Genomic DNA, 20,361 nt, shown 5'->3' on the forward strand with positions numbered 1-20,361 from the left:
CCATGACGACTCGTACCCGTATCCTCACCGGCATCACCACCACCGGCACGCCGCACCTGGGCAACTACGCTGGCGCCATCCGCCCGGCGATCGTCGCCAGCCGTGACGCCAATGCCGATTCGTTCTATTTCCTGGCCGACTATCACGCCCTGATCAAGTGCGATGACCCGTTGCGCATCCAGCGCTCGCGCCTGGAAATCGCTGCGACCTGGCTGGCCGGTGGCCTGGATGTCGAGCGCGTGACGTTCTATCGCCAGTCCGACATCCCGGAAATCCCCGAGCTGACCTGGCTGCTGACCTGCGTCGCCGCCAAGGGCCTGCTCAACCGCGCCCACGCCTACAAAGCCTCGGTGGACAAGAACGTCGAGACCGGCGAAGACCCGGATGCCGGTATCACCATGGGCTTGTACAGCTATCCGGTATTGATGGCAGCGGACATCCTGATGTTCAACGCCCACAAGGTCCCGGTCGGTCGTGACCAGATCCAGCACGTGGAAATGGCCCGCGACATCGGCCAGCGCTTCAACCACCTGTTTGGCCAGGGCAAGGAATTCTTCACCATGCCCGAGGCGCTGATCGAGGAGAGCGTGGCCACGTTGCCAGGCCTCGACGGTCGGAAGATGTCGAAAAGCTACGACAACACCATTCCGTTGTTCAGCAGCGCCAAGGACATGAAAGACGCGATTTCGCGGATCGTCACCGACTCCCGCGCCCCGGGCGAAGCGAAAGATCCGGACAATTCGCATCTGTTCACCCTGTTCCAGGCCTTCGCCACCCCGGCACAGGCCGACGAGTTCCGCAGCGAACTGCTGCAGGGCCTGGGTTGGGGCGAGGCGAAAAACCGTTTGTTCCAACTGCTGGACAACGAATTGGGCGAGTCCCGTGAGCGTTATCAACAGCTGATCGAGCGCCCGGCGGACCTGGAAGACATCCTGCAACACGGTGCGAAAAAGGCTCGTGCAGTGGCGACGCCGTTCCTCAACGAACTGCGTGAAGCGGTGGGCTTGCGTTCTTTCGTGGCGCAGGCGCAAGTCGCGGCGACCACCAGGAAGAAAGCCGCGAAAGCGGCGCGTTTTGTCAGCTTCCGTGAAGACGATGGCAGTTTCCGTTTCCGTCTGCTGGCGGCCGATGGCGAGCAACTGCTGCTCTCGCGCAACTTCGCCGACGGCAAAGCGGCCGGCCAGGTGAGCAAGCAGTTGCAAGCGGGGCAGCCTCTGGACGTGCGCAGCGATGCGCTGAGCTTCAGTGTCTGGCTGGAAGGCGAGTGCGTCGCCGACAGTCCGACCTTCGCCGACAGTGCCGCTCGTGATAGCGCAATTGACGCATTGCGGGTCGCCCTGACACCGGTTCAGGAATAAACGACGGCACGGCCAAACCAAGGGCTGATTGCCATTCTCCCGGGCCATCGCTACAGTGACGGCCCGTTTTTGTTGCCTTGCTAACGAATTATGACGCCCCTAGAACGATATCAAGCTGATCTGAAACGCCCGGAGTTCTTCCATGACGCTGCGCAGGAAACGGCTGTGCGTCATTTGCAGCGCCTGTACGACGATCTGATCGCAGCCGATCAGAACAAGCCAGGCCTGTTGAGCAAACTGTTTGGCAAGAAAGATCAGAACCCGGTCAAGGGCCTGTATTTCTGGGGCGGCGTAGGGCGCGGCAAGACTTATCTGGTCGACACCTTCTTTGAAGCACTGCCGTTCAAGGAAAAGACCCGTACCCACTTCCACCGCTTCATGAAGCGCGTGCATGAAGAAATGAAGACCCTGGGCGGCGAGAAAAACCCGCTGACCATCATTGCCAAGCGCTTCGCCGCCGAATCGCGGGTGATCTGCTTCGATGAGTTCTTCGTTTCCGACATCACCGACGCGATGATCCTCGGTACGCTGATGGAAGAGTTGTTCAAGAATGGCGTGACCCTGGTCGCCACCTCGAACATCGTGCCGGACGGTCTTTACAAGGACGGGCTGCAACGCGCCCGATTCCTGCCGGCCATCGCGCTGATCAAGCAAAATACCGAGATCGTCAACGTCGACAGCGGCGTCGATTATCGTCTGCGCCACCTCGAACAGGCGGAGTTGTTCCACTTCCCGCTGGACGAGGCGTCCCACGAAAGCCTGCGCAAGAGCTTCCGCGCGCTGACCCCGGAATGCACGGCGGCGGTCGAGAACGATGTGCTGATCATCGAGAACCGCGAAATCCGCGCCTTGCGCACCTGCGATGACGTGGCCTGGTTCGATTTCCGCGAACTGTGCGACGGTCCACGCAGCCAGAACGACTACATCGAACTGGGCAAGATCTTCCACGCCGTGTTGCTCAGCGGCGTCGAGCAGATGAGCGTGACCACCGACGACATCGCCCGACGTTTCATCAACATGGTCGACGAATTCTACGACCGTAACGTCAAGTTGATCATTTCGGCCGAGGTCGAGCTGAAGGACCTGTACACCGGCGGTCGCCTGAACTTCGAGTTCCAGCGCACCCTCAGCCGCCTGCTGGAAATGCAGTCCCACGAATTCCTGTCGCGGGCCCACAAGCCGTAGGCGGTTTCATCTCCCCTGTAGGAGCGAGCTTGCTCGCGATGCGGTGTGTCAGTCGATATCAATGGTGACTGATACACCGCCATCGCGAGCAAGCTCGCTCCTACAGGTGCGGTCTTTCAGTGGGTGATCAGGAAACCGATGAACGGAATGATCAGCAACGTACCGATCGCCATCGACAGCACATTGCCAATGTACCCATGCATATAGCCCGGCAGGCGCCTTGATATTTCGCAGGCCAGCGGCGGCGCGATCAGGGCGCCCAGCAGCGCGCTCATGACGATCACCTGCCAGCTGCCGCCGTAGGTGAGCAGCGCAGCCGGCACCACGGACACCAGCGGGATGTAAGTGGGGTACCAGCCGTGTTCCATCCAGTTGCGCCGCCAGATCACCACGCCTATCGCCGAGGTCAGCGCCTGGGCACCGATCAGTTGCGGCAGCAGCATCGAACCGTAGACCGGACTCGCCGGGTTCAATGTAAACGCCAGCAACGCGCCCAGGATCAAGCCCAGGCTGGCCCATTCGTTGCCATAGAACGGCGCCTCGGAAAAGTCCGCGAGGATTCGACGCAGGCTCCAGATGAACCCATAGTCAGGCCTTTCGCTGTTAACGGGTGGGGGCGGGGGCTCGCAGGGTTGCGCAGGTTTCACCAGGGCCGGCAGGTACCGACAGAGCAGGAAGGCCGCCACGCTGGCGATCGCCATGCCCGAGACATTGCCGATCACCACCGGCAAGGACAACGGATAGCACACGTAGTTGACCAGCAACAGGCACGTGGGTGTCACCAACACGGCCCCCAGGATGGCGCCGTTGATCGTGACCTTCCAGCCGCCACCAAACATCAGCACCATCGCCGCCGGCAGTGAAACGAACGCGGCAAAGGTCGGTTGCCAGCTCGTGGCGGTCACTGTCCAGCCCCACAACAGGTTGCTCAGCAGCAACCCGAGCAGCGAACTGGTGACCAGCCAGGGCCACAGACCGCTGCCGTAGCAGATGGCAAAGCCTTGCCAGCGCTGGCGCGTGCGGTTCGCCCAATAGGCCAGGTAGGCGCCGGCCAACAGGCCGATGGACGCCAGCTCGTGTTTGTAGAAGGCCACTTCGCTGATGTCGCCGAGCACCCAGCGCAGCCAGGCGCTGGGTGCGGGAAAACCCTTCAGCAGATCGCTGTACCCGGGCCAGTGAGCCGACCCGTGCATTCGGTGAGTCAGTGATAGCCAGATCACCAGCAGCGACAAGACGATCAGTAGCAGGATGACTGCCATATCGAATAGCGAGCGTCGCGCCAGACGGTTGTTTTCGGTTGAGGTATGCATCAGTCGTCCCTCCGGTCAGCGCGGCAGGCACGGATGCAGGCGATAACCGAGCATCGGATCGTAGAGATCGGCACGGCGGTCGCGATGCAGGTCGTTAAGGCTGTTCCAGATCGGCGCACTGCGGGCACTGGTCAAGTCGATGTCGGCGAACAGGATTTCCTGCTGGTCCGCCGAGGCCACCGCGCCAATCGGCCAGCCATGGGTCCCGGCAATGAGGGAGCAACCCAGGTAACGCGCACCTCGCTCCTCGCCGATTCGGCTGGCGGCGGCGATAAACACGTTGTTTACGTGTGCGGCGGTCATCGTCAGGTACGAGGCCATGCACTTGCCTGCGTCATCGAACAGCGGCGGTGGCGTCCAGACCCAGTTGTTCAGGCTGCAGATGATGTCGGCACCTTGCTGGCTGAGCAGGCGGGGCACTTCCGGAAACCAGATGTCCCAGCAGATCAACAATCCGATGCGCCCGATTGGCGTATCGAACACCGGAAAGCCCAGATCACCGGGGGTGAACCAGAGTTTTTCCAGATTCCACAGATGGGCTTTGCGGTACTTGCCGATGAAACCGTCAGGCCCGACCAGCACGCCGGTGTTGAACAGCTGCATACCATCACGTTCGGCCAGGCCGGCGACCAGATAGATGCGGTGCTGGCGGGCGAACTCTATCCACAGGCGGACGCTTGGACCGTCCGGTACGCCTTCGGAATGCGCAAACGCATCCTGGCGGTTGCTGAAAAAATAGCCTGTGCTGGTCAGCTCAGGCAAGACGATAAGATTGGCGCCACCTTTTACCGCCTCTTCGGCCAGCTCCAGGCTGCGATGCAGATTGTCCTGGCGATTGCCGACGCCAACTTGTGGATCGAATTGCACGACTGCTACACGAACAGGGCTTGCTGGCTCGCTCATTCCGATGACCTCTTTTTATTGTTATTCACGTTGTTTAACAGCGCGTTTATTAAGTGTTGAAGTGGCGAGCGAGAAACAGTCGGCGGATTCCGCGAGGGTTGTAGGCGCAATCCGAACATGTATGGGGAATTTTTAACCGGGGGGTGTACCGAGGGTGTGGGGCAGAGCCAGCACACTGGCGTGAGTGGCTCTGGGACGGGGGCGTCAGGCTTTGAGCTGGTAGTGGGGCAGGTCGTTGATGGAAAAGCCACCGTTGAAGGTCGCGGCGGTCTTGTGGCAGATGTGGATCACCGCATCCAAGGCGCCCCGAAAGCACGGCTCGGTCCAGCCGGCATCCACGGAAAACGATTCGCCGCACAGATACAGGCCGGAAACGTGGCCAAAATCCCGGTTGTATCTCATCAGGCGCACAGCGTCCTGATAGGCGCCAGGGCGATACAGCTTGGCGCATCCCAAGGCATTGCGATCGGTCATCCAGCGTTGCACTACGGCCTGGTCGAGGCCGATGTAGGGCGAGATTTTTTCCTGGATATTGCTGGCATTCATGAGGATGCGGTCCAGCTCGGCGACACAGCGGGCCACCAGCTCCTTGTCGCCGAAGGCGGCGAGCTTGGTGGCGTCGTCCTCCCAGGTGTAACTCAACAGGATGCAATCGTAGCTGTAGTGCTCGTTATAGCGGTAGGTGTAGACGTCGTGGATGAAACTGTCGGTAACGATGGCCTGGGGGATGAGGGTGTTTTTCGACAGGAAGGTTTTCTTCAACGGCGCAAACACTTTGCAGCTGGTTTCCCAGTGTGCTGTTTTATAGGCATTGATCGTTTCGAATGGCAGCATCTGGGGGGTGAAGCCTTCCAGTTGGATGCGGGTTTCGATCAACCAGGACGGCAGGGTCATGATCACCGAATCAAAGTCATTGAAGAGCTGCCGACTCTGGTCGGGCTGGCTGTGCTGCCAATTGAAATAAACACGGGTCTTGCCGTTGGCGAGTTTCTTGAGTCGGGTCACGGAGCTGTCGGTCAGCAGACCGTTCATGGATTCAAGGCTGTGTTCATGAACGCACTTCCCGGTTTCGGCGATCTTCATGAACATCAGGCATTCGCTCAGCGCGGCGAGACCGATATAGCGAGGCCGCGCAAAGTCAGTCCTCGGGAATCCATCACGGGGTTTCCCTCGAGGTAGGGTGCCTCCAGGGGATCTCCCTTGGCGTCAACTCGCCCGTGGATCAGTTGCAGCTGGCTGCTGAACCCGAAGATCGCCGTGCGCAGGGGATAGAGGCAGCAGACGTCGTAAAAGGCGCCCCAACTGCCGTCACCGATGCCAATGGCGTAGAAAATCGCTGACTCTTCGGCGGACATGCCCATCCCGCCAAAGTCCCCCGGTGAGTGCTGATCCCAGTGGGGCAGGGCTGGCCGACTGACCAGATCGCGAAACGACACCCGCTCGTATTGCGCGACGATGGCCGCCCACATCGCCCCCCATTCCGGGTGGCCATACACCTGGGCAACGTGGCGGGTCAGACGGTCGGCAAAGGCTTTCCATTTACCGTAGACCCTTTGCAGCTCGTCGCCGGGCGGCGGGGTTTGGCCGTCCGGATTCTTCCAGATCAACATCTGCGGCGCCGGGCCGTTGCCCACACTGCCCTCCCGGAGGTAGATGCCGGTCGAACGGACCCAGGGGCTGCCGGGGTTGGCAAAGTCTGAAAACGCCAGGTCAAACAACTGGGTGTAGTAGGCCATCAACGAGCGGCCCTGGGTCGGTGGCTCGTCGGTACGGTTGAAAAAGGGCATGCGCATGGCGCCCATCTCGAAAGGGGTGTGGCTTCGCGTGGAATGCGGGCTGCCTGGCACGGTGCGGTGTCTTCCGCCGATGCGCCGGGATTGCTCGATGAGCGAAATCCGCCTGAAGCCTGAGCGGTACAGCTCCCTGGCGGCGGTCAGCCCAGTGATACCGGCGCCGATGATGCAAATACTGTGTTGCGGGTCGGTGGCCTGGGCAATGCCGTGTTCCTGCTCGACCAATGCGCGATAGTCAAAGCACAGGTCTGGGGGGTTGGGAAAGCGCCCGGCCCATTTGGAGGGCGGGGTACGTTTGCTGCGGGTGGTGTCCCGGCTGACGGATGCGGGGTATTCGTAGCTTGATCCGATGGTCACTGGCGATCTTCCTTGAGGGTGAATACCCGGAAGATGCTGGTGCTTTCAGAGGGCGTTGTCTGTGAGTAAAGTCGGGGGCCGTGCCGTCGCGCATTCCCTTTTTTTGTGGGAAAACAGTCGTCCGGCCCCGTCTGGTTACGCCGCCTGCTGGAACTGCTGGCGGTATTGGTTGGGCGACAGTTCCGTGTGCTGGCGGAACAAGCGGGCGAAGAAGCTCGCGTCGTCGTAGCCGACTTCGTAGCTGATGGTCTTGATGCTCTTGCGACTGCCGGACAGCAGGCCCTTGGCGGTTTCGATGCGCAGTCGTTGCAGGTAATGCAGCGGCTTGTCGCCCGTGGCCGTCTGGAAGCGACGCATGAAGTTGCGGATGCTCATGCCGTGTTCACGGGCGACGTCTTCGAAACGGAACTTGTCGGCGAAATGCTCTTCGAGCCAGTGCTGGATCTGCAGGATGATCACGTCCTGATGCAGCTTCTGCCCGCCAAAGCCGATGCGGCCCGGGGAATAGCTGCGCTGTACTTCATAGAGAATGTCGCGAGCCACGGCCTGGGCGATGTTGGCGCCGCAGAAGCGTTCGATCAGGTAGATGTAGAGATCGCACGCCGAGGTGGTGCCGCCTGCGCAGTACAGGTTGTCGGCGTCGGTCAGGTGTTTGTCCTGGTTGAGGTGAACCCTGGGGTAACGCTCGGCGAAGGCGTTGAAGAAGCGCCAGTAGGTGGTCGCTTCCTTGCCATTGAGCAAGCCTGCCTCGGCCAGCCAGAACACACCGGTGGCTTCGCCGCATAGCACCGCACCACGCGCATGTTGCTGGCGCAACCAGGGCAGCACCTGTGGATAACGTTGGCACAAGGTTTCGAAGTCGTCCCAAAACGCGGGGAGGATGATCACGTCGGCGTCTTCGAGACTGCCATCAACGGGCATGATCACGTCGCTGAAACTGTTCACCGGCTTGCCGTCGGGGCTGACCAGGCGTGTTTCGAACGCCGGTACCAGTCCCTGGCCCAGTTGTTTGCCATAGCGCAGGCTGGCCAGGTGGAAAAAATCCTTGGCTTGCATGAGGGTGGTAGCGAAAACCCGGTCGATGGCCAGGATGCTGACGCGCCGCAAGGGCGTGGAGGCTTGGTTAGACATAATTCAAACTTATTCTTATAGGGGAAAGTGGTCACCAGACGGCTGGATCGTCTTATTTTTTGTCGGATGTGTCCAGTGTCCTGTATCGGTGCTGCGCCTTAGTCTCTGGAGATCAATCCTCTAACAATAACGACAGGTGCCCCATGATCCCCAGAACCTTGTTCAGTCCCGAGCACGAACTGTTTCGCGACAGCGTGCGCACCTTCCTCGAAAAAGAGGCCGTGCCGTTCCACGGACAATGGGAAAAGCAGGGGCATATCGACCGTCAACTCTGGAACAAGGCGGGGGAGGCGGGGATGCTCTGTTCGCACCTGCCGGAGGCTTACGGCGGGCTGGGCGCAGATTTTCTCTACAGTGCGGTGGTGATCGAGGAAGTGGGACGGCTCGGTTTGACCGGCATCGGTTTTTCCCTGCATTCGGACATCGTCGCACCCTACATCCTGCACTACGGCAGTGAAGCGCTGAAGCACAAGTACTTGCCCAAACTGGTTTCTGGAGAAATGGTCACGGCGATTGCCATGACCGAGCCGGGCGCAGGATCCGATCTGCAAGGGGTGAAGACCACCGCCGTGCTCGATGGCGACGAATATGTGATCAATGGCTCGAAAACCTTCATCACCAATGGCTATCTGGCGGACCTGGTGATCGTCGTCGCCAAGACCGATCCGAAGGCCGGCGCGAAGGGCACCAGCCTGTTTCTGGTCGAGGCCGGAACGCCAGGCTTCGACAAGGGCAAGCGCCTGGAAAAGGTTGGGATGAAGGCGCAGGACACCTCGGAGCTGTTCTTTCAGGACGTGCGCGTGCCCAAGGAAAACCTGTTGGGGCAGGCGGGGATGGGCTTTGCCTACCTGATGCAGGAGTTGCCACAGGAACGCCTGACCGTGGCGATCGGTGGCCTGGCTTCAGCTGAAGCGGCGTTGCAGTGGACGCTGGACTACACCCGCGATCGCAAGGCGTTCGGCAAGTCGATTGCCGATTTCCAGAATACCCGATTCAAACTGGCGGAAATGGCCACCGAAATCCAGATTGGCCGGGTCTTCGTCGACCGCTGCCTGGGGTTGCACTTGCAGGGCAAACTCGATGTGCCGACGGCGGCGATGGCCAAGTACTGGGGGACCGACCTGCAATGCAAGGTGCTCGACGAATGCGTGCAGTTGCATGGCGGCTACGGTTTCATGTGGGAATACCCAATCGCGCGGGCGTGGGCGGATGCGCGGGTGCAGCGCATTTATGCGGGGACCAATGAAATCATGAAGGAGATCATTGCTCGGGCGCTTTGATCTATTTTCCTGGCCCTGTGGAATCGTCGCACCGCCGCTCCCACAGGTTTTTTGGTGTTCACGCTATCTGTGTTTCACCCGAAAACCTGTAGGAGCGAGCTTGCTCGCGATAGGAGCTAAAGGCCCGTTACGGCGCTGGGTTCGGATGATCCTTGTGAATCGCCTCGATCCCCGCCAACACCTCATCCGACAGCTTCAGGTCGAAACTGGCGATGTTGCTGTCCAGTTGCTCCAGGGTCGTGGCGCCGATGATGTTGCTGGTCACGAATGGCTGCTGGGTCACGAAGGAGAGGGCCATTTGCGCCGGGTCCAGGCCGTGTTCACGGGCCAGGGCGACATAACGGCTGCACGCCGCTTCGGACTGTGGATTGAAGTAGCGACTGAAGCGGCTGTAGAGGCTCAGGCGACCTTTCGGCGGGCGGGCGCCCCCTTCGTACTTGCCCGAGAGGAAGCCGAACGCCAGCGGTGAATAGGCGAGCAGGCCGCATTGTTCGCGTATGGCGATTTCCGCCAGGCCGACTTCAAAGCTGCGGTTGAGCAGGTTGTACGGATTCTGGATCGAAACCGCACGCGGCCAGCCACGGGCTTCGGCCAGCGCCAGGAAACGCATGGTGCCCCAGGGCGTTTCGTTGGAAAGACCGATGTGGCGGATCTTGCCGGCCCTGACCTGTTCGTCCAGTGCTTCGAGGGTGTCTTCCAGCGGTGTCAGGTTAGCTTCGATCTTGTGCTTGTAGCCCAATTGGCCGAAGAAGTTGGTGCTGCGTTCCGGCCAGTGCAACTGATAGAGGTCGATGTAATCGGTCTGCAGGCGCTTGAGGCTGGCGTCCACCGCCTCGGTGATGTGCTGGCGGTTGTGGCGCAGGTTTTTATCGCGAATGTAGTCGATGGTGTTGCCGGGGCCGGCAATTTTGCTGGCCAGAATCCAGTCGGCACGGTCGCCGCGGCTCTTGAAGTAGTTGCCGATGTAGCGCTCGGTGGTGGCGTAGGTCTCGGCCTTGGGCGGCACCGGGTACATCTCGGCGGTGTCGATGAAGTTGATCCCGGCGCCCTTGGCCCGCTCGATCTGGGCGAAGGCCTCGGCTTCGCTGTTTTGCTCACCCCAGGTCATGGTTCCGAGACAGAGGGCGCTGACGTTCAGATCGGTACGGCCTAGCTGGCGATAGTCCATCGGGTGCTCCTTGGGCAAAACAATCATAAAAGCAGGTTGAAATATTTTTCGCAATCTGCATAATTGCGCACCTCTTTCTGCAGTGGAAGTGATGCGCCGCCGCCGAAGAATCTTGCCGTTGAACGGACGCGCCGACCCGAGCCCCCGAAAGCGTCTGTATCCGGCTGCCTTTGACTTGTCAAAGTACGCACTATTCAGTAAGATCCGCCGTCTAATTTACAGGGCGGCCCCTGAGGCTATAAAGAATGAAAACTTTTACTGCTAAACCGGAAACAGTAAAGCGCGACTGGTTTGTCGTCGACGCTGCTGGTCAGACCCTGGGTCGTCTGGCCACCGAAATCGCGAGCCGTCTGCGTGGCAAGCACAAGCCTGAGTACACTCCTCACGTTGACACCGGCGACTACATCGTCGTTATCAATGCCGAGCAGATCCGTGTTACCGGTGCTAAAACCACTGACAAAATGTACTACTCCCACTCCGGTTTCCCGGGCGGCATCAAGTCGATCAACTTTGAAAAGCTGATCGCCAAGGCCCCTGAGCGCGTGATCGAGACCGCGGTCAAAGGCATGCTGCCTAAGAACCCGCTGGGTCGCGACATGTACCGTAAGCTGAAAGTCTATGCGGGCGCTGCACACCCTCATACTGCTCAGCAGCCCCAAGAACTGAAGATTTAACGGAATAGTTCATTATGTCGGCGACTCAAAATTACGGCACTGGCCGTCGCAAGACCGCAACCGCACGCGTTTTCCTGCGTCCGGGTACTGGTAACATCTCCATCAACAACCGTTCGCTGGAAACCTTCTTCGGTCGCGAAACTGCCCGCATGGTAGTTCGTCAGCCGCTGGAGCTGACCGAGACTGTCGAGAAGTTCGACATCTACGTCACCGTGATCGGCGGTGGTGTAAGTGGTCAAGCTGGCGCAATCCGCCACGGTATCACTCGCGCTCTGATGGACTACGACGAAACCCTGCGTAGCGCTCTGCGCAAAGCTGGCTTCGTTACCCGCGACGCCCGTGAAGTTGAACGTAAGAAAGTCGGTCTGCGTAAAGCGCGTAAGCGTCCGCAGTACTCGAAGCGTTAATTCGCTTTCTCGTTCAAAAAAGAACGCCCAGCCCCTTACGGAGCTGGGCGTTTTTTTATGTGCGCGATTTAACAAAGAATTGCTCTGTGACAACGTGCCACATCCGTAGAGCCCCTATACTGCAAGGCTTGGCACTGGAGCCCTTCGGTAATTACCTTGTCAGGATTGGGGCTTTTCATTACCATTCGGCAAAATTTTTATAAGTACATAGTTTTATTTAGTAGATGCCTGATTTAACAGGCCACAAAGCTGATGGGAGAGGACTGAATGAGCAATGACGGCGTGAATGCAGGCCGGCGTCGCTTCTTGGTAGCAGCCACATCCGTGGTGGGTGCTGCAGGAGCGGTGGGGGCTGCGGTCCCGTTCGTGGGGTCATGGTTTCCCAGTGCCAAGGCGAAAGCTGCAGGTGCACCGGTGAAAGTGAATGTCAGCAAAATCGAGCCAGGCCAGCAGATGGTTGCTGAGTGGCGCGGTCAGCCGGTGTTCATCGTCCGCCGTACTGAGGAAATCCTGGGGAATCTGAAAAAGATCGAGGGCCAGCTCTCTGACCCGACCTCCAAGAACTCTGTTCAACCGACTTATGTCGATCCGGAAGTGCGTTCGATCAAGCCCGAGATTCTGCTGCTGATCGGCATCTGCACGCACCTGGGTTGCTCGCCAACCTTCCGTCCGGAAGTGGCGCCCGCGGATCTGGGTAAAGACTGGGTAGGTGGCTATTTCTGCCCTTGCCACGGTTCCCACTACGATCTGGCTGGCCGTGTCTACAAGTCGCAACCTGCGCCTTTGAACCTGCCAGTACCCCCGCATTCCTATGAGTCCGACGAGATCATTGTCGTTGGCGTCGATACGGAGAAAGCGTGATGAGCAAGTTCATGGATTGGGTTGATGCGCGCTTTCCCGCGACCAAAATGTGGGAAGACCATCTCAGCAAGTATTACGCCCCGAAGAACTTCAACTTCTTCTACTTCTTTGGCTCCCTGGCACTGCTCGTTCTGGTCAACCAGATCGTCACCGGTGTCTGGCTGACCATGAGCTACACCCCATCGGCGGAAGAGGCTTTCGCTTCCGTTGAATACATCATGCGCGACGTCGAGTACGGCTCGATCCTGCGTCTGCTTCACTCCACCGGCGCTTCGGCGTTCTTCATCGTGGTTTACCTGCACATGTTCCGTGGCCTGCTCTACGGTTCGTACCAGAAGCCGCGTGAGTTGGTGTGGGTCTTCGGCATGCTGATCTACCTGGCGCTGATGGCGGAAGCCTTCATGGGCTACCTGCTGCCATGGGGCCAGATGTCCTACTGGGGTGCCCAGGTGATCATCTCGCTGTTCGGTGCGATCCCGGTCATCGGTGACGACCTGACCCAGTGGATCCGTGGTGACTACCTGATTTCCGGCATCACCCTGAACCGCTTCTTCGCCCTCCATGTGGTCGCCCTGCCGATCGTGATTCTCGGTCTGGTGGTGTTGCACATCCTGGCCCTGCACGAGGTCGGTTCGAACAACCCGGACGGCGTGGACATCAAGAAACACAAGGACGAAAACGGCATTCCGCTGGACGGCATTCCGTTCCACCCGTACTACACCGTGAAAGATATCGTCGGTGTCGTGGTGTTCCTGTTTGTCTTCTGCTCGATCGTATTTTTCTTCCCGGAAATGGGTGGTTATTTCCTGGAGAAGCCTAACTTCGAAGTGGCGAACGCCTTCAAGACCCCAGAGCACATCGCTCCGGTCTGGTACTTCACCCCGTTCTACGCGATCTTGCGCGCGGTTCCGGACAAGCTGCTCGGTGTCATTGCCATGGGTGCGGCCATCGCGGTCCTGTTCGTCCTGCCGTGGCTGGACCGTAGTCCAGTCAAGTCGATGCGCTACAAGGGGTGGTTGAGCAAGATCTGGCTGTGGGTGTTCTGCATTTCGTTCGTGATCCTGGGCGTGCTGGGCGTACTGGCGCCAAACCCTGTCCGTACGTTGCTGTCGCAGGTCTGCACCTTCCTGTACTTCGCCTACTTCATTTTGATGCCGTTCTACACCAGGCTCGAGAAGACCAAACCGGTTCCGGATAGGGTGACTGGCTGATGAAAAAGCTATTTGCTGTACTGATTCTTGCTGCTTTGCCTGTACTGTCCTTCGCGGCTGAACATGGTGGTCCGGAACTGGAAAAGGTCGATATCGACGTTTCCGACAAGGCTGCCATGCAGGATGGCGCACGTACATTCGCCAACTACTGCATGGGCTGCCACAGCGCCAAGTTCCAGCGCTATGAACGTGTTGCCGACGACCTGGGCATTCCCCATGATCTGATGTTGTCGAACCTGGTGCTTACGGGCGCCAAGATCGGCGACCACATGAATATCGGCATGCAGCCGGCGGACGCCAAGACCTGGTTCGGTGCTGCGCCACCTGACCTGACCCTGGTGGCTCGCGTTCGTGGTACTGACTGGCTCTACGGTTACCTGAAGTCGTTCTACGAAGATCCAGCGCGTCCTTGGGGTGTGAACAACAAGGTGTTCCCGAACGTGGGTATGCCGAACGTACTGGTGGGCCTGCAAGGTCGCCAGGTCGTAGGTTGCAAACAAGTGCAGATCGTCGAAGACGGCAAGAAGCAATATGATCCGCTGACCGGTACCGCTTTGACTCATGAAGCGTGCGACCAGCTGACCATCGTGCCGAAGAGCGGTGCTCTGACCGAAGAGCAGTTCGATGAGAAGGTGAAGAATCTGGTAACCTTCCTGGCTTATTCGGCTAACCCGGTTAAGTTGCAACATCAGCGCATTGGTACTTATGTCTTGCTGTACCTGGCGTTCTTCTTTGTATTCGCTTACCTGCTCAAGCGCGAATACTGGAAAGACGTGCACTGATAACGTTTCAAGCAATTGCTGTTAATCGCGCGCGCCCAAGGGCGCCTCTGAAAGTGTAACGATCCTGGTCATCCAGGCGTTACGGGAGGCGCCCTCTGGGCGCGCTCGTTTTTCCGCTTTCGATAAATTCTACAAGCGAGGAGGACCGCCATGGGCGTGACCAATCGGTTGGCCTGTTACTCCGACCCCGCCGACCACTATTCCCACCGGGTGCGCATCGTACTGGCAGAGAAGGGTGTCAGCGCCGAGATCATTTACGTGGAAGCTGGCCGCCAGCCGCCTAAACTGATTGAGGTGAACCCCTATGGAAGCCTGCCCACCCTGGTCGATCGTGACCTGGCATTGTGGGAGTCGACCGTGGTGATGGAGTATCTGGATGAGCGTTACCCGCACCCGCCTTTGCTGCCGGTTTATCCCGTGGCGCGTGCCAACAGTCGTTTGCTGATTCATCGTATCCAGCGTGACTGGTGTGGCCTGGTAGATCTGATCCTGGATTCGCGAACCAAGGAAGCTGCTCGCGTTGTCGCTCGCAAGGAACTGCGTGAAAGCCTGACTGGCGTGTCGCCGCTGTTTGCCGACAAGCCGTTTTTCCTCAGTGAGGAACAAAGTCTGGTGGATTGCTGCCTATTGCCAATACTCTGGCGATTGCCGATTCTGGGTATTGAACTGCCGCGGCCTGCCAAGCCGCTGCTTGATTACATGGAGCGCCAGTTTGCGCGTGAGACTTTCCAGGCGAGTCTGTCTGGTGTCGAGCGCGATATGCGCTAAGGCTTAAGGAGCCGCTATGAACTCCAGTCGACCTTATCTGGTCCGCGCGCTCTACGAGTGGATTGTGGATAACGATTGCACCCCGCACATGCTGGTCAATTCCGAGTATCCGTCGGTACAGGTGCCTCAAGGTTTCGCCAGTGACGGCCAGATCGTACTCAACGTATCGCCGGCTGCTGTGCGTCATTTGCACATGGACAACGAAGCCGTCAGTTTCGAAGGGCGCTTCGGTGGGGTGCCTCACACCCTGTACGTGCCTATCGCGTCGATTCTGGGCATTTACGCCCGTGAGAACGGCCAGGGCATGGTCTTCGATCTGGAATCGCCTATGGAAGGCGAGGACGAGATCGAGCCGGATGATGACCTGCCTCCACCGGACGATGAACCGCCGCGTCCCAGCGGTCGTCCAAGTTTGAAAGTGGTGAAATAAAAAAAAGGCGATCCAGATGGATCGCCTTTTTTGTGCCCGAGTCCCCCGTAGGAGCGAGCCTGCTCGCGATGGCGCTAACGATGACGCGGGCTGTCTGGAGGCCCGCGGTGTCTGGGCTATCATCGCGAGCGTGCTCGCTCCTACAGGGATGGGAATACAGCTATCAGTCGATGTATTCGAACAACTTCACAATCTTCTGCACGCCGGAAACGCTCTGCACCAGATTGGTCGCCTGGGCTGCTTCCTGCTTGGTCAGCAGGCCCAGCAGGTAGACGATGCCGTTCTCGGTGACCACCTTGATGCGAGAGCCCGGGATGTTGGGGTCGGTGAGCATCTGCGTCTTGATCTTCGAGGTCAGCCAGGTGTCGTTCTGGCGGGCCAGGAAGCCTGACGGTGGCAGTACTTGCAGTTCGTTGTGGACCTTTTTGACGCGCTGCACTGCGGCGGCGGCCTGTTCGGCCTTGGCCTTGAGGTCTTCGCGCGGGGTTTGCCCGGCGAGCAGCACAATGCCGTTGTAGCTGGTGACGACGATGTGCGATTCGTTGTCCAGGGCCGGGTCGGCCTTGCGCACGTTCACGCCGACCTTGGTGTCGATCAGGGAATCGTCGATCTTGCTGCCCAGGGTACGTGTGCCGCGGTCGTCATCGATAGGTGCTTCCCGGCTGGCGTTAACCACCGAGGTGCAGCCGCTGATGCCAAGGCACAGGGTCAAGGCCAGAAGGCCAAGGCGATTAGGGGTCATTCTTCACTCCCGAACAGTTGGCTGTCGATCAAGTCGCAAAGGCAATGGATCGCCAGCAGGTGGACTTCCTGGATACGTGCGGTGACGTTGGCCGGTACGCGAATTTCCACGTCCTCGGGCAACAGCAGCGACGCCATGCCGCCACCGTCACGTCCCGTCAATGCTACGACAATCATTTCGCGATCATGTGCGGCCTGGATCGCTTGAATTATGTTGGCGGAGTTGCCGCTGGTGGAAATCGCCAATAACACATCGCCCGGCTGGCCAAGCGCGCGGATCTGCTTGGAGAAGACCTCGTTGTAGCTGTAGTCGTTGGCGATCGAGGTGATCGTCGAGCTATCGGTGGTCAGGGCGATGGCCGGCAGGCTCGGGCGTTCGCGCTCGAAACGGTTGAGCAGCTCGGACGAGAAGTGCTGGGCGTCGCCGGCAGACCCGCCGTTGCCGCAGGACAGCATCTTGCCCTCGTTGAGCAGGGCGTTGACCATGACCTGGCTGGCTTGCTCGATGTGCGGTGCAAGTACGTCCATCGCCATTTGCTTGGTATCGATACTGGCCTGAAAAAGCTGGCGAATTCGGGATTGCATGTCCATCTGTGTGACCTTAATTGGCGCGGCCCACATGAATGTGCAGCCCGCAAAGCAAAGAGCAAAATTTGGGTGTAGGTGTCCGGGGCAGGTGATCAGCTGTCGAAGGCATTCTGCAGCCAATTCAACTCATCGTGATCGCTGTCGATGGCGACCACGTCGAAACGGCAGGGGGAATTGGCCCAACGCGGCTCGCGCTGAAGAAAATACTGCGCGGCAAGGATCAGTTTCTGCTGTTTGCGCTTATCGATGCTATCGAGTGCGCCACCCCATTGAGTGTTTTTTCTGTAGCGAACTTCAACGAATACTACTGTATCGCCCTCCAGCATGACCAGATCAAGCTCACCCCGTTTACACAACCAGTTCTGCGCCAGGAGGCGCAGACCCTGTTGTTGCAGATGCTCGAGCGCATGGCGCTCGGCATCCTTGCCGCGTTGCTGGCGTGACCTCTCGGGCATCAGCGCGGGGTGTTCGGCAGGCGTTTAACCTGGCCGTTGACGAACTCGGCCCACGGCAACTGACGAACGACGCGTTGGTTCTGCGTCATGCTCAGGCTGCCGGATTGACCTTCAATCTGGCTGTCTGGCAGGGCTTTGAGTTGACCCAGGCGCGGGGCCAGGCGATAGGCATCGACCCCCATCGCATACAGGCGACCGAGGCTGCCTGCCGCTTGTGGCCATTGCGCGGTGACTTGTTGGCGCAGCGGGTCGTTGGCTTCCAGCAACCACGGGGTTTCGCAGAAGCGAATGCCGTTCATGTCGTTGTACTGGTTGACGTCGCCGCTGGCACTGAACACGTGAGAGGTGGCGTAGACCGGTACGTCACCGGCGTACTGGAAGTTCAGGGTTGGTTTGATCTGCTGGGCCTGTTGAGGCGTGGCGGCCAGGAAGATGAACTCGATGTCCTGACGACGCGAAGGCTGGGCAGCCACCTGCGAGCCAACGGTGCTTTGCAGGCTCTTGGCGCGACCTTCGCTCTGGCGCAGCTGGAACATGTCGGCAATCTGCTGGGCCAGTTGCACCGGCTGATCGACTCGCTCGGTGGCCACGATGCTGCCGCCATTGGCTTGCCAGTCCTGGCTGAATGCGCGCAGCACGCGATCGCCCCATTCGCCTTTCGGCACCATGATCGCAGCGCGATGCAGGCCGTCGGCGCGAGCGCGGCGGGACACTTCGCGAGCTTCGTCCTCGGCAGCCAGGCCGAACTGGAACAACTGCGCCGGACCCTGCGTGCCCTCGCTGTAGTTCAGTGCCAGGGTGGTGATCGGCAATTGGGGGCGAGTGCTGAGTTGTTTGACCAGCGGCTTTTCCAGGGGGCCGACCACCAGTTGCACACCGTCGGCTTGCGCCTTGCGGTAGAACTCGTCAAGCGACGTCAGGCGCGAGCTGTCATAGAAGGCAATGGCTGGCGGCTTTTGGCCGGCCTGTTGAGCCTGGTAGTGAGCGGCCATGAAACCGTCGCGAAGGGCTTTGCCCACCGAGCCCAACGGGCCGTCTTGTGGCAGCAGCAGGGCGATCTTGCTCAGGGGCTGGCTGGCCAGTTCCTTGAGGTTGGTCAGCGCTTGTGGCAACTGGATGGCGGCCGGGTGTTTCGGGTTCTGGGCGCGCCAGTGGTCGATGGCCGCTTGCTGTTGTTCCAGCGTGCCGGCGGTTTTCACCGCCAGCGCCAGGGCAAGCCAGCCGCCGAGGTCGTCGTTGCTCGACGGTTGCAATTGGTCGGTCGGCAGCGAAGCGATCAGTGTCCAGATCGCTTCGTGGTTTTTACTGGCTGCTTCGCCGCTGAGCATCGGAGCAATGAAGATGCGCTCACGAGCGGCCGCAAGGGTCTGACCGTCGGCTTCCAGGGCGCGAGCGCGCACCGTGCCGGTCCGAACCTGTTGCTCGACCGGCAGCTCGGCCAGTTGTTGCAGGCTCGGGTGGTTCAGGGCCGTTAGCGCGGCTTTTGGCTGGTTGCGGGTCATGGCGAGTTCAGCCGCCAGGGTGTTGGCGAACACCTGTTGGCCCGGTTTGAGTTGCTCGACCGGTACCTGTTGCAGGATTTGCGCGGACTGGCCGGCATTGCCCTGGCGATAGGCCAGGTCGGCTGCACTCAAGCGATACAGTGCCGCTTGTTCCGGCGTTTTGCTTTTCGCAGCCTGATCGAGCAGTTGCTCGATGCTGGCATCCGCGGTCCGTGGGATTTCGTCAAGGCTGGAGGACGGCGAGCTGGCGCAGGCCGCCAGTAGGGCAGCGAGGCAGAGGGCAGTAAACAGCCGCAGGCAAGCGATCATGTAGTGTTCCTGATACTCGATCAAATTAGCGTGGAATTGTACCCAAGCACTGGCCGGGGCGCGATGTTACTGGCGTGAATCGATCAATTTAGCTCATGCAATCGTCGCAGACCGGCATGAAACCTCGAAAAAACCGCGTTTGTCAGTGCCTGTCGAAAGCGTCGCCAAGGGTTACAATGGCGGCTTTTACCGTTCATGAGGTGTGCGCTTTGACTGCCCCAGGTGCTTTGAATTCCGCTGTTGGCTCGCTTTATGTGGTGGCGACGCCCATCGGCAACCTGGACGACATCAGTGCGCGTGCGCTGAAAATCCTGCGGGAGGTGGCATTGATCGCCGCCGAAGACACGCGTCATTCCCAGCGATTGATGCAGCATTTTGGTATTTCCACGCCGCTGGCTGCCTGCCATGAGCACAACGAGCGCGACGAAGGTAACCGCTTCATCGCCCGTTTGCTGGCGGGCGATGACGTGGCGCTGATCTCCGATGCCGGAACGCCGCTGATATCCGATCCTGGTTATCACCTGGTTCGCCAGGCTCGAGCGGCGGGCGTCAATGTGGTGCCGGTGCCGGGGGCTTGCGCCTTGATCGCTGCGCTATCCGCAGCGGGCCTGCCGTCGGATCGGTTCATTTTCGAAGGCTTTTTGCCGGCCAAGACTGTCGGCCGACGTTCCCGCCTGGAGCAGGTCAGGGAAGAGCCGCGCACGCTGATTTTTTATGAGGCGCCGCATCGCATTCTTGAGTGCCTGCAGGACATGGAACTTGTATTCGGGCCCGAGCGCCCGGCGTTGCTGGCCCGCGAGCTGACCAAGACCTTTGAAACGCTCAAGGGCTTGCCCCTGGCCGAGCTGCGCGAGTTCGTCGAGTCGGACAGCAACCAGCAGCGCGGGGAGTGCGTTGTCCTGGTCGCTGGCTGGTCCGCCCCCGAGACCGAGGATGCCGTGAGCAGTGAAGCCATGCGCATTCTCGACCTGTTGCTCGAGGAGATGCCGCTCAAGCGGGCCGCAGCCTTGGCGGCGCAAATTACCGGCGAGCGCAAGAACGTTCTTTATCAGGTCGCCCTGGAGAAACAGAAAGGCGAGTGAAAGCCGACGCGCGACGCGCCTGGAGGCGTTTAGCGCTTGTTCTTCGGGCGCTCTGCCGTTAACCTT

General features: G+C 59.6%; 19 protein-coding genes and 1 pseudogene. 11 read left to right on the top strand and 9 right to left on the bottom strand.

Annotated elements, in window-relative coordinates:
• Window positions 1-2 precede the first annotated feature (2 nt).
• Window positions 3-1,358 (top strand): tryptophan--tRNA ligase, encoded by a 1,356-nt coding sequence (locus AB4N33_RS26525; protein ID WP_460121033.1) that lies wholly within the window; start codon window positions 3-5, stop codon window positions 1,356-1,358.
• A gap of 90 nt (window positions 1,359-1,448) precedes the next feature.
• Window positions 1,449-2,543: a cell division protein ZapE gene (gene zapE, locus AB4N33_RS26530; RefSeq protein ID WP_460121035.1), complete on the top strand. Its 1,095-nt coding sequence runs from the start codon at window positions 1,449-1,451 to the stop codon at window positions 2,541-2,543.
• Window positions 2,544-2,659: 116 nt separating this feature from the next.
• Here zapE and AB4N33_RS26535 read toward each other — a convergent pair whose 3' ends face one another.
• The 4 genes and pseudogenes from AB4N33_RS26535 to AB4N33_RS26550 all read right to left on the bottom strand — a co-directional run bounded on the left by AB4N33_RS26535 (window position 2,660) and on the right by AB4N33_RS26550 (window position 7,938).
• Window positions 2,660-3,853, bottom strand: coding sequence for a hypothetical protein (locus AB4N33_RS26535; RefSeq protein ID WP_476458570.1), 1,194 nt, complete (start codon window positions 3,851-3,853; stop codon window positions 2,660-2,662).
• Window positions 3,854-3,868: 15 nt separating this feature from the next.
• Window positions 3,869-4,756, bottom strand: a complete 888-nt coding sequence (locus AB4N33_RS26540; protein WP_476458571.1) for a nitrilase family protein — start codon at window positions 4,754-4,756, stop codon at window positions 3,869-3,871.
• 204 nt (window positions 4,757-4,960) lie between these two features.
• Window positions 4,961-6,906: pseudogene (locus AB4N33_RS26545) on the bottom strand (flavin monoamine oxidase family protein).
• A 135-nt stretch (window positions 6,907-7,041) separates the two neighbouring features.
• Window positions 7,042-7,938, bottom strand: coding sequence for a GlxA family transcriptional regulator (locus tag AB4N33_RS26550; protein ID WP_460126556.1), 897 nt, complete (start codon window positions 7,936-7,938; stop codon window positions 7,042-7,044).
• Window positions 7,939-8,180: 242 nt separating this feature from the next.
• On the opposite strand from AB4N33_RS26550, the gene AB4N33_RS26555 reads away from it, so the two are divergent.
• The gene (locus AB4N33_RS26555) at window positions 8,181-9,317 is read left to right on the top strand and encodes an acyl-CoA dehydrogenase family protein (RefSeq protein WP_476458572.1); all 1,137 of its coding nucleotides are present in this window, start codon (window positions 8,181-8,183) and stop codon (window positions 9,315-9,317) included.
• A gap of 127 nt (window positions 9,318-9,444) precedes the next feature.
• On the opposite strand, the gene AB4N33_RS26560 is transcribed toward AB4N33_RS26555, so the two are convergent.
• Window positions 9,445-10,485, bottom strand: a complete 1,041-nt coding sequence (locus tag AB4N33_RS26560; RefSeq protein WP_476458573.1) for an NADP(H)-dependent aldo-keto reductase — start codon at window positions 10,483-10,485, stop codon at window positions 9,445-9,447.
• Window positions 10,486-10,730: 245 nt separating this feature from the next.
• On the opposite strand from AB4N33_RS26560, the gene rplM reads away from it, so the two are divergent.
• The 7 genes from rplM to AB4N33_RS26595 all read left to right on the top strand — a co-directional run bounded on the left by rplM (window position 10,731) and on the right by AB4N33_RS26595 (window position 15,618).
• Window positions 10,731-11,159, top strand: a complete 429-nt coding sequence (gene rplM, locus AB4N33_RS26565; protein ID WP_003228062.1) for a 50S ribosomal protein L13 — start codon at window positions 10,731-10,733, stop codon at window positions 11,157-11,159.
• A gap of 14 nt (window positions 11,160-11,173) precedes the next feature.
• Window positions 11,174-11,566, top strand: a complete 393-nt coding sequence (gene rpsI / locus AB4N33_RS26570) for a 30S ribosomal protein S9 (RefSeq protein WP_119427677.1) — start codon at window positions 11,174-11,176, stop codon at window positions 11,564-11,566.
• 267 nt (window positions 11,567-11,833) lie between these two features.
• Window positions 11,834-12,427 carry a ubiquinol-cytochrome c reductase iron-sulfur subunit gene (gene petA, locus AB4N33_RS26575; RefSeq protein WP_368555251.1) on the top strand — a complete coding sequence of 198 codons (594 nt, stop codon included), beginning with the start codon at window positions 11,834-11,836 and terminating at the stop codon, window positions 12,425-12,427.
• On the top strand, window positions 12,427-13,638 hold the full coding sequence (locus AB4N33_RS26580) for a cytochrome b (protein ID WP_476458574.1): 1,212 nt from the start codon (window positions 12,427-12,429) through the stop codon (window positions 13,636-13,638). The genes petA and AB4N33_RS26580 overlap by 1 nt, the downstream gene beginning before the upstream one ends.
• The gene (locus tag AB4N33_RS26585; RefSeq protein WP_460121050.1) at window positions 13,638-14,420 is read left to right on the top strand and encodes a cytochrome c1; all 783 of its coding nucleotides are present in this window, start codon (window positions 13,638-13,640) and stop codon (window positions 14,418-14,420) included. The genes AB4N33_RS26580 and AB4N33_RS26585 overlap by 1 nt, the downstream gene beginning before the upstream one ends.
• 150 nt (window positions 14,421-14,570) lie before the next feature.
• Window positions 14,571-15,188, top strand: coding sequence for a glutathione S-transferase N-terminal domain-containing protein (locus AB4N33_RS26590; RefSeq protein ID WP_460121052.1), 618 nt, complete (start codon window positions 14,571-14,573; stop codon window positions 15,186-15,188).
• Window positions 15,189-15,204: 16 nt separating this feature from the next.
• Window positions 15,205-15,618, top strand: coding sequence for a ClpXP protease specificity-enhancing factor (locus AB4N33_RS26595; RefSeq protein WP_460121054.1), 414 nt, complete (start codon window positions 15,205-15,207; stop codon window positions 15,616-15,618).
• A 163-nt stretch (window positions 15,619-15,781) separates the two neighbouring features.
• Here AB4N33_RS26595 and AB4N33_RS26600 read toward each other — a convergent pair whose 3' ends face one another.
• The 4 genes from AB4N33_RS26600 to AB4N33_RS26615 form a co-directional block, all read right to left on the bottom strand.
• Window positions 15,782-16,360 carry a BON domain-containing protein gene (locus tag AB4N33_RS26600; protein WP_460121056.1) on the bottom strand — a complete coding sequence of 193 codons (579 nt, stop codon included), beginning with the start codon at window positions 16,358-16,360 and terminating at the stop codon, window positions 15,782-15,784.
• Window positions 16,357-16,950, bottom strand: coding sequence for a phosphoheptose isomerase (locus AB4N33_RS26605; protein ID WP_368555245.1), 594 nt, complete (start codon window positions 16,948-16,950; stop codon window positions 16,357-16,359). Before AB4N33_RS26605 ends, AB4N33_RS26600 begins: the two co-directional genes overlap by 4 nt.
• Before the next feature lie 89 nt (window positions 16,951-17,039).
• A complete protein-coding gene (locus AB4N33_RS26610) occupies window positions 17,040-17,402 on the bottom strand; it encodes a YraN family protein (RefSeq protein WP_460121058.1) in 363 nt (120 codons plus the stop codon).
• Entirely contained in the window at window positions 17,402-19,213 is a 1,812-nt protein-coding gene (locus tag AB4N33_RS26615; RefSeq protein ID WP_476458575.1) for a penicillin-binding protein activator, read from the bottom strand. The genes AB4N33_RS26610 and AB4N33_RS26615 overlap by 1 nt, the downstream gene beginning before the upstream one ends.
• A 176-nt stretch (window positions 19,214-19,389) precedes the next feature.
• On the opposite strand from AB4N33_RS26615, the gene rsmI reads away from it, so the two are divergent.
• The gene (gene rsmI, locus AB4N33_RS26620; protein ID WP_460121063.1) at window positions 19,390-20,295 is read left to right on the top strand and encodes a 16S rRNA (cytidine(1402)-2'-O)-methyltransferase; all 906 of its coding nucleotides are present in this window, start codon (window positions 19,390-19,392) and stop codon (window positions 20,293-20,295) included.
• Window positions 20,296-20,361: the final 66 nt, after the last annotated feature.

The organism is Pseudomonas sp. S1_E05 (genome assembly GCF_056337105.1).